The sequence below is a fragment of the Mycobacterium simiae genome, from assembly GCF_008370645.1.
Taxonomy (GTDB): Bacteria; Actinomycetota; Actinomycetes; order Mycobacteriales; family Mycobacteriaceae; genus Mycobacterium; species Mycobacterium simiae_A.
On the sequence record NZ_VTZN01000193.1, the window covers coordinates 1 to 8,705 of the forward strand.

General features: G+C 60.7%; 9 protein-coding genes and 1 pseudogene. 1 reads left to right on the forward strand and 9 read right to left on the reverse strand.

Annotated features, from left to right (window positions below; genetic code table 11):
• The 9 genes and pseudogenes from F0Q45_RS22175 to rpmH form a co-directional block, all read right to left on the reverse strand.
• Window positions 1-394 (reverse strand): annotated as a pseudogene (locus F0Q45_RS22175) (acetyltransferase); the annotation flags it as partial.
• Window positions 395-751: 357 nt separating this feature from the next.
• Entirely contained in the window at window positions 752-1,735 is a 984-nt protein-coding gene (locus F0Q45_RS22180; RefSeq protein WP_149655976.1) for a ParB/RepB/Spo0J family partition protein, read from the reverse strand.
• Window positions 1,732-2,706 carry a ParA family protein gene (locus tag F0Q45_RS22185; RefSeq protein WP_262491117.1) on the reverse strand — a complete coding sequence of 325 codons (975 nt, stop codon included), beginning with the start codon at window positions 2,704-2,706 and terminating at the stop codon, window positions 1,732-1,734. Before F0Q45_RS22185 ends, F0Q45_RS22180 begins: the two co-directional genes overlap by 4 nt.
• 227 nt (window positions 2,707-2,933) lie before the next feature.
• Complete coding sequence (gene rsmG, locus F0Q45_RS22190) at window positions 2,934-3,629, reverse strand: 16S rRNA (guanine(527)-N(7))-methyltransferase RsmG (protein ID WP_149655978.1); 696 nt, start codon at window positions 3,627-3,629, stop codon at window positions 2,934-2,936.
• Window positions 3,630-3,741: 112 nt separating this feature from the next.
• A complete protein-coding gene (locus tag F0Q45_RS22195; protein WP_149655979.1) occupies window positions 3,742-4,311 on the reverse strand; it encodes a Jag family protein in 570 nt (189 codons plus the stop codon).
• A 109-nt stretch (window positions 4,312-4,420) separates the two neighbouring features.
• A complete protein-coding gene (gene yidC, locus F0Q45_RS22200; RefSeq protein WP_149655980.1) occupies window positions 4,421-5,563 on the reverse strand; it encodes a membrane protein insertase YidC in 1,143 nt (380 codons plus the stop codon).
• The gene (gene yidD, locus F0Q45_RS22205; RefSeq protein WP_149655981.1) at window positions 5,547-5,882 is read right to left on the reverse strand and encodes a membrane protein insertion efficiency factor YidD; all 336 of its coding nucleotides are present in this window, start codon (window positions 5,880-5,882) and stop codon (window positions 5,547-5,549) included. The genes yidC and yidD overlap by 17 nt, the downstream gene beginning before the upstream one ends.
• Window positions 5,882-6,244: a ribonuclease P protein component gene (gene rnpA, locus F0Q45_RS22210; RefSeq protein ID WP_149655983.1), complete on the reverse strand. Its 363-nt coding sequence runs from the start codon at window positions 6,242-6,244 to the stop codon at window positions 5,882-5,884. Before rnpA ends, yidD begins: the two co-directional genes overlap by 1 nt.
• Before the next feature lie 23 nt (window positions 6,245-6,267).
• Entirely contained in the window at window positions 6,268-6,411 is a 144-nt protein-coding gene (gene rpmH, locus F0Q45_RS22215; protein ID WP_068111553.1) for a 50S ribosomal protein L34, read from the reverse strand.
• A gap of 554 nt (window positions 6,412-6,965) precedes the next feature.
• On the opposite strand from rpmH, the gene dnaA reads away from it, so the two are divergent.
• Complete coding sequence (gene dnaA / locus F0Q45_RS22220) at window positions 6,966-8,507, forward strand: chromosomal replication initiator protein DnaA (RefSeq protein WP_149655982.1); 1,542 nt, start codon at window positions 6,966-6,968, stop codon at window positions 8,505-8,507.
• The last annotated feature ends 198 nt before the right edge of the window (window positions 8,508-8,705 follow it).

The window sequence follows — 8,705 nt, forward strand, 5'->3', positions numbered from 1 at the left end:
CGATCACGCGGGCGATCAGGCTGTGTTGGAGATCATCGGGGGCTTGTCCGCGCTCTATGCCCATCGATGTCAGCAACACCGCATCAGCGGACACCGGAGCGGTCGGGAACCGATGGGCCCGCGGTACCGCCCGGGGCGGAGCATAGAACACATACCCCAAGCAGGGTGGTTCAGCCCCGATGCGGTCGCCGGAACCCGCCATCGCAACCTGTCCGCACGAACCCCACTCCAGCATGACCATCGACAGCCAGGCTTCTTTTTCGAATTCGGGGTCGGCAAGGTAATGCTCTTTCCCCAGGGTCGCAGGGTCCACTTCCCAGTACACGCAGCGGCGCGCGTGCTTAGGAAGCTGCTCGAAGGCTTCGAGCCGCAGCGCTGTAATACGAGCAGACACTAATCTCCTGGCCTCCGTGCGGTACTGCGGCTATCGGCTCCGCTCCCCGTACCCAATTTGCGGGGCGCGGTGTCGCACAGCGATATCAACAGCCCGGTTCTCCCCCGGGCTGATGTGCACCAGCAACCTCTCTAGGATAGGAGAGTTGGTCGCGATCGGGCCAGTACCGGCGTGCCTGCCGATGCGCGACATCGTGCCGCCGCTTCAGACCACCCTCCAGGCCTGCATATCCTGACCATATTCCGAGATCGCTTGATACACAGGGGCTCTCCATCGAGTCGTGCTGCAGCGGCAACCATTTTTCCGGTCGGTAAACGGGGGCAGTGTCACAGTGACGTAATTTCCCGGTGTTACCGTTCAGGGCGTTGCCTCGGTCATCAACCCGATGATGCGCTGAAGATCGTCCACCGAGCCGAACTCCACCACAATCTTGCCCTTGCGTTTGCCAAGGCTGACCATGACGCGGGTGTCGAACGCATTTGAGAGTCGTTCAGCAACGTCTTGAAGTCCGGGCATCTGGATTGGTTTGCGCCGCGGAGGAGTCGGTGTACCGGCATCTCCTCGGTTGGCCAAGGTGACCGCTTCCTCCGTGGCCCGCACCGACAACCCCTCGGCAACGATGCGACTCGCCAGTTCCTCCTGCGCCTCCGCCCCTGCCTCGAGCGACAGCAGCGCGCGAGCGTGGCCGGCGGACAGCACCCCCGCAGCAACTCGCCGCTGCACGGGAATCGGCAGCTTAAGTAACCGAATCATGTTGGTTATCAACGGCCGCGACCGGCCGATCCGCGCTGCCAGTTCGTCGTGGGTGACACCGAATTCGTCGAGAAGTTGCTGGTAGGCCGCCGCCTCTTCTAAGGGATTCAGTTGGACCCGGTGAATGTTTTCCAGCAGGGCGTCGCGCAGCAGATTGTCGTCGCCCGTCTCACGCACGATGGCGGGGATGGCGGCCAAGCCTGCCTTCTGGGCCGCCCGCCAACGCCGCTCTCCCATCACGATCTGGTAGCGCGCGCCGCTCCGCGTGCCCTCCACCGCCCGCACCACAATCGGCTGCAAGAGCCCGAATTCGCGGATCGAGTGCACCAATTCCTGCAGGGCCTCATCGTCGAATACCTGACGCGGCTGACGGGGATTGGCCTCGATATCCGACGTAGCGACCTCGCGGTACACGGCGCCCATCGCGGTGTTGTCCGGCAGGGGTCCACCGATGACAACATCGGCGGTCGCTGAGCCCATCCGTGGGCCAAACGTAGCCGGCCCGGATTCTCCTTCGGCGGGACCGGTGGGGATCAACGAGGCTAGTCCGCGGCCCAGACCGCCTTTCCGACGTGACGGCTGTGTCATGATCGTCCCCTCCCCGCGGGTGACTGATCACGCTCGGCCAGTTCGCGGCTGGCGTCGAGATAGCTCATCGCACCGCGCGAACCAGGATCGTAATCGATGATTGTCATGCTGTAGCCCGGCGCCTCAGAAACCTTGACGCTACGCGGAATCACGGTTCGCAACACTTTGCTTCCAAAGTAGCGACGGACCTCCTCGGCCACCTGATCGGCAAGTTTCGTCCGTCCGTCGTACATGGTCAGGATGACTGTGGTGACTTCGAGTTCTGGGTTGAGATGCGCCTTCACCATCTCGATGTTTCGCATCAGCTGTGACACCCCTTCCAGGGCGTAGTACTCGCATTGGATAGGAATCATCACTTCCGGAGCAGCCACGAGCGCGTTGATGGTAAGCAATCCCAGTGACGGCGGACAGTCGACGAAGACATAATCGAGATCCAAGGTGTCGAGGTCAGCCAGTGCGTTACGCAATCGATTCTCGCGTGCGACCATGCTGACCAATTCGATCTCTGCTCCGGCCAGATCGATTGTGGCCGGCACACAGAACAATCTCTCGCTGTGCGGGCTACGCCGCACCGCCTGTTGTAACGAGACCTCCCCGATAAGCATCTCGTAGGACGAGGGAGTGCCCGACTGCCGGTCGGTAATACCCAATGCGGTGCTGGCATTGCCCTGCGGATCCAGATCGATGACCAGCGTCTTGAGTCCTTGGACGGAAAGCGCGGCGGCAAGGTTGACTGCAGTGGTGGTTTTGCCAACACCGCCCTTCTGGTTGGCGACGGTGAAGAGACGCCGTTGATGCGGCCGGCGCAACGGCTCGTGGCTGTTGTAGAGGACACGCATGGCACGTTCGGCAGCGGCCCCGATTGGGGTATCGAGTTCGCTCGATGTTTCACGTGAAACATTCACCGTGGGATTGTGCGTGGTTTCAGACGCCAACGCCAAATCGGCTGGCTGCGTAGGCAAAACCTGCATCACCGCGCCCTGCTTCGGCTGGCTCCCGCACACAGCCGCCTCCGCCACTCGGACTACAACCGCTGTGCCTGACGACAGCGCAGCAATAGCAGGCGCCGACGGCGCTGTAACGGCCGTCGAAGGCACAACACGTGCAACCTCCGCCCTATGGATAGCCGCCGAGGTATCCGGCATCGATGAACACACGGGGCTCGGCGTCTTCCCCTGCCCGCGGGCCGCAACAGCCCTCACGTCGACCTTCCTCGTCGCGCCACCACCACGGTAGCGGCCGGTTGCAAATAGTGCGCGCCACATGTGACAACCTTGACATCAACTGCACCCGCTACCGCCATCACACGCCGGAACCTCGCTACTTCCTCTGCAGCACGGTCGCCCTTCATTGCCAGCATCCGACCCTCCCGCTTCAGCAGTGGCATACTCCACTTCGTCAGTTTGTCTAACGTCGCCACCGCTCTCGACACCACCACGTCGCTGCCGCCAAGCCTTTTCCGCACCCAGGATTCCTCTGCTCGTCCCCGCACCACTTCGACGGAGAGCCCGAGATCGGCCACCACCTCGTGGAGGAATTCGCTGCGCCGCAGTAAAGGTTCCAACAGTACGAGCCGAAGATCTGGTCGCGCTATCGCCAAAGGAATTCCGGGAAGCCCGGCGCCGCTGCCAATATCGACTACCCGCTGATTCAAGTCAACAAGGTCCGCAATCGCCGCGCAGTTGAGCAAGTGACGATCCCACACGCGGTGCGCCTCACGCGGCCCCAAGAGGCCGCGCTCCACGCCCGCAGTGCCTAGCCACCACGCGTATCGACGAGCCAGCTGCGCTCGATCGCCGAATGCAGCCACGGCAACACATGAGGTCACCTCATCCGCGGAATAACCGCCCGTCCACCTCGGGTCGTCCGACGTGTCATGTTTCACGTGAAACATTCTCCGCTCTTCACCAGATCACCCCCGCCGTTCCAAGTGATCATGTCGCAGAGAACTACACCTCTGTAACTTGAGCGCCGGAATTACGCCGCGATCACGGTCGGCTCACGGGCTAATCCCGCAGGACGACAACCCGGCGCGACGGCTCCACGCCCTCACTCTCACTGTGCACACCCGGAACCGCCGCCACCGCATCGTGAACGATCTTGCGCTCGAACGGTGTCATCGGCGCGAGTTGCTCGCGTTCACCGGTCTCGGCCACCCGTCGTGCAACTTTGTCTCCTAGCGCCGCCAATTCCTCGCGACGACGACGACGCCAACTTGCGATGTCAAGCATCAACCGGCTCCGCACGCCCGTCTTTTGGTGCACTGCCAACCGGGTCAGCTCCTGTAATGCATCCAGCACCTCTCCCCCGCGGCCCACCAACTTCTTTAGGTCGTCACTGCCGTCGATACTCACGACCGCGCGGCTACCCTCAACGTCTAGATCGATATCACCGTCGAAGTCCAGCAGATCCAACAGCTCCTCGAGATAGTCGCCGGCAATCTCACCCTCGGCAACCAAACGCTCTTCTAGATCGTCCCTCTCATCCACAACGACTTCCCTAGCGGCGTCTTCGGCGCCGTCGTCAACCACTGTCTTGTTGTCGGTGTCCACTTCGGTGGTATCGGCGTCAGTCATGGTCTTTCTCCCTTGTCCAACAGGTCGGTGTTCGCGCTGTTTTCCCGGTGTCTTTCTCGGTGCTCTGCATCGCTACTGTCGGCTAGCTTGGTTGCGCTACGACGCATCTCTAGCTTTTGCGCTTCTTGGGCCGCGCACCCGGGCGCGGAGTACGGTCCGGTGCAGCGCTGTTGCGATCGGCCGCAGTGGGCTTCCCCTGTTGTCTCGGCTCCTTACCGCCCTTGCCTTCGGCTGCCTGGTTGTCGGCCTCCGCCGTCGCACCCGTGCCATCGTCACCCGAGGAATTTTCGGCGGTTGTCTCAGATCCGTTGGCTGTCGACCGCGCCACCTTAGGCGCGCGCTTAGGCTTGGCACCCGGCGCCGGCGCGTTGGCAGCTCGGCGTTGCAAAACCTCCTGCTTCTTGGCCTCTTCCTCTTTTTCGATCGTCCCGAATACGTAGTGCTGCTGACCGAAGGTCCAAATGTTGTTGGAAAACCAGTACAAGATGATCGCGAGCGGAAGAAATGGGCCGCCGACAACGACGCCCAGCGGAAAAATGTAGAGCGCAAGCTTATTCATCATCGCGGTCTGCGGATTGGCCGCTGCTTCCGGACTTTGCCGCGCAATCGATGCCCGACTGTTGAAGTAGGTCGCAATGCCGGCCAGGATCATCACCGGTACCCCGACGGCAATCACGGCGGGCCGGCTGAAGTCAACAAACGCGTCCAACCCACCACGCTGTGTCATCGACGCGCCAATCGGAGCCCCAAACAAGTTGGCGTCCAAGAAGTGACCAACATCGGTCGGAGTAAACACGTAATTGCCGGTCAGTCGATTTTCAACCACGGACAGCTGCGGCTGTCCGAAACCGCCCGTCGTACGGTTGAACGACCGCAACACGTGATATAGACCCAGAAATACCGGGATTTGCGCAAGCATCGGTAAACAACCCAAGATCGGGTTGAACCCGTGTTCACGTTGCAGCTTTTGCATCTCTAGCGCCATGCGCTGCCGATCCTTGCCGTACTTTTTCTGCAGTGCCTTGATCTGCGGCTGCAGTTCTTGCATCTGCCGAGTGGTACGGATCTGACGCACAAATGGCTTGTACAGCAACGCGCGCAGCGTGAAGACCAAGAACATCACCGATAGCGCCCACGCGAAGAAGTTGGACGGCCCCAGCACGAACGCGAACAGCTTGTACCAGACCCACATAATCCACGACACCGGGTAATAGACGAAGTCGAGGCTGAAAAAATCAAACAAAAGACCCACTCTCCCCTTGGTTCGCCGGCACGGCCCAGCTCACGTCTTCGGCTCGACAGCTCAAGCGCTCTGGAATCGGATCCCATCCTCCGTGATGCCAGGGACCACACTTGGCAAGCCTGATCACCGTCAGCCAGCTCCCCCGAGTCAACCCATACTCGGTGAGCGCCGCGACGGCGTATTGACTACAGGTTGGGATGAAACGACAGCATGCGGGCCGCAGCGGAGAGACCAGGTGCCGGTACAGCTCGATCACGTAGATCAGTGCCCGGACCGTCAACTGACTGATGCTTCGGACCACATTGCCGGGGGTCCACGCCGATCGCATCACCGGTCACTACCCGCCAGATCAAGAGCCCGCCGCAAACCACGCCGCACTTGTTGCTCCAGCCACGCCGAAGAAACATGCCGACTACTAGGCAACGCGCGAATCACCACCTGGTCGCACGGATGCAAATCCTTTAGCAGCAGTCGAGTCACATGCCGCAGCCGACGTGCCACACGATGACGTTCGACGGCGGTACCTACCGGCTTAGCGATGATCAATCCCACATGCGGGCCCTCGCATTCGTCGCGTTCGCGACTACGCCGGACATGAACGATGACGTCCGGCTGCACGGTCCGAATGCCATACTTGACCGTCGCGTCAAATTCCAATGACCGCCTCATGCGGTTGCGGGCGGATAGCACCGCTGAGAAACCCGGCTTGACGATCAAGCAGTCAACGCGCGGCGGCCTTTGCGGCGCCGGCCAGACACAATGGCTCGCCCCGCCCGGGTACGCATCCGCAGTCGGAAGCCATGAACGCGGGCTCGACGGCGGTTGTTCGGCTGGAAGGTCCGCTTGCCTTTGGCCACGACATTCTCCTTGATGTCTCCGACACAACCGTCCGGCCGCTCATTCTTTCGCAGTGATCGGTCAGCGGTGGTTTCACTACTGGCCGGCGCGGTCCCTAAACTGAGCATCCAGGTCGCAGCCGTATCGCCGACGTTCGGGCGACTGTTTGAGGGTACTGACGAGCCTTCGCCTGGTCAAACTTCGCCAGTTCCAAGACGCACACGATACCACCGCTCGGCCTGAAAACGAGACGCCGCCAATCACTCTGATCTCCCACCACTATCAATCAGCATGACCAAATCAGGAAGCAACGGTTGGCAGCCGGAGCGAAAACTGTTAGCTTCGGGCAGTGCTGTTTCAGACTGAAACGGCGGCCGACAATGAAGCGAGGATGGCGGATCGACTAGCTGCCCAGACAACCAAGTGGTTGGATGCAGCACGGAGATCGCGAGCCGTTGCCGACAGGCTGCGGCAAGTCATCGACCGTATTTTCCACAGCTGTGGATAATCATGTGGACAATTGCTGTTGTCGCCGACATTGTGGACCTCGACGTCGGACCAGGGAGATGCGTCGTTGACCAATGAACCTGGGTCCGGTTTCGCCACAGTGTGGAGCGCGGTGGTCTCTGAACTCAACGGTGACCACTCTGACGACGTCCTCGACACTCCCGCTAACGGCACCTCTCGCGCCACCCCACTCACCCCGCAGCAACGAGCTTGGTTGAATCTTGTCCAACCACTCACCATCGTCGAGGGGTTTGCTCTGTTGTCGGTACCAAGCAGCTTCGTGCAGAACGAAATCGAACGTCATCTCCGCACTCCAATAACTGACGCGCTCAGCCGCCGACTCGGGCAGCAGATCCAACTCGGTGTCCGCATCGCGCCATCGCCGTCCACTGATGACGTCGACGACGGAGCCTTAACGCCAACAGACGACCCCATCTGCCCCGCGTCAGAGGAAACCTCATACCACGCCGGACACGATGTCGACGACACAGACGAAGACACCGGCAGCACTCAACCGAGTTGGCCCACCTACTTCGCCCGTCGCTCACCTAATACCGACACCGCTGCAGCTGCTAGCGGAACCAGCCTCAACCGCCGCTACACCTTCGACACCTTCGTCATCGGTGCCTCCAATCGGTTTGCGCATGCAGCCGCCCTGGCGATCGCCGAAGCGCCTGCTCGCGCTTACAACCCGCTGTTCATTTGGGGCGAGTCCGGATTGGGCAAGACACACCTGTTGCATGCCGCCGGCAATTACACGCAGCGCCTGTTCCCCGGTATGCGAGTCAAGTATGTCTCCACTGAGGAATTCACCAACGATTTCATCAACTCGTTGCGCGATGACCGCAAAGTCGCCTTCAAGCGCAGCTACCGCGACGTCGACGTGCTACTTGTCGACGACATTCAGTTCATCGAAGGAAAAGAAGGCATCCAAGAGGAGTTCTTTCACACCTTCAACACCCTGCATAACGCGAACAAGCAGATCGTCATCTCCTCAGACCGGCCGCCCAAACAGCTTGCTACCCTCGAAGACCGGCTACGCACCCGGTTCGAGTGGGGCTTGATCACTGATGTGCAGCCCCCGGAGTTGGAAACCCGCATCGCCATCTTACGTAAGAAAGCCCAAATGGAACGACTTGCGGTACCCGACGACGTTTTGGAACTGATCGCCAGCAGCATCGAACGTAACATCCGCGAACTCGAAGGTGCCCTCATCCGGGTCACCGCATTTGCTTCACTGAACAAGACTCTGATCAATAAAGCATTGGCCGAGATCGTGCTCCGCGACCTGATCGCCGATGTCAGCACCATGCAAATCAGCGCGGCGACCATCATGGCTGCCACAGCTGAGTACTTCGACACCACAGTCGAAGAGCTGCGCGGCCCGGGCAAGACTCGGGCGCTCGCTCAGTCGCGCCAGATCGCGATGTACCTGTGCCGCGAGCTCACCGACCTCTCACTTCCCAAGATCGGTCAGGCGTTCGGTCGCGACCACACCACCGTGATGTATGCCGAACGCAAGGTCCGTGGCGAAATGGCGGAGCGCCGCGAGGTGTTCGATAACGTCAAGGAGCTCACCACTCGGATCCGTCAGCGCTCCAAGCGCTGATCCGTGCTTACCTGTCGTACTTTTCTGGCGAAAAACTTCTCTCCCTTTCGTCACACCACCAACACTCTTCCGGGTGTGTGTAGGGATGTGCACAACCCACTCATGAGTACCTGCAGCGTTCCACGTCGCGGTGGACACCGGCGATTGATCCCCAGCGGCCCAACACAGACCACACAGGCGTTGGTGTTGTCGTCCACA

Bases quoted from the DNA above. Each gene is read 5' to 3' on its own strand.
- F0Q45_RS22180 (WP_149655976.1), bottom strand. From the start codon at position 1,735: ATGACACAGCCGTCACGTCGGAAAGGCGGTCTGGGCCGCGGACTAGCC.
- F0Q45_RS22185 (WP_262491117.1), bottom strand. From the start codon at position 2,706: ATGCAGGTTTTGCCTACGCAGCCAGCCGATTTGGCGTTGGCGTCTGAA.
- rsmG (WP_149655978.1), bottom strand. From the start codon at position 3,629: ATGTTTCACGTGAAACATGACACGTCGGACGACCCGAGGTGGACGGGC.
- F0Q45_RS22195 (WP_149655979.1), bottom strand. From the start codon at position 4,311: ATGACTGACGCCGATACCACCGAAGTGGACACCGACAACAAGACAGTG.
- yidD (WP_149655981.1), bottom strand. From the start codon at position 5,882: ATGCGATCGGCGTGGACCCCCGGCAATGTGGTCCGAAGCATCAGTCAG.